The 263-nt window shown below is 29.7% G+C and carries 1 protein-coding gene; it reads right to left on the bottom strand.

Annotated features, from left to right (window positions below):
* Positions 1-263 (bottom strand): hypothetical protein (locus tag AC0L3C_RS36250; protein WP_473410417.1); only part of this gene is annotated, 263 nt, incomplete at both ends.

A 263-nucleotide genomic window follows, 5' to 3' on the forward strand; every position in this document is an offset into this window, starting at 1 on the left:
CACTTAAAATTAATGTTAAGATGCGCTCTTTATAATGCTTCTCAAGACTTGTTTGTTTCATGTATTTATCCATATTCCGATAAGAAATCAGCATCAAGATAATCATTGATGTTACCCACGGACCTAATCCTAAAGTGAAAATGTTTAAAGTATTAACGTCTCCACCCATATTAGAAATAGCTATTTTAAAAAATGACTCATGTTTTACTTGCATATCGTTATAGGAAACGATGGAAATGTTTGTACCTAATATATAAATAAAC

The sequence above is a fragment of the Bradyrhizobium sp. WSM4872 genome (assembly GCF_055811715.1).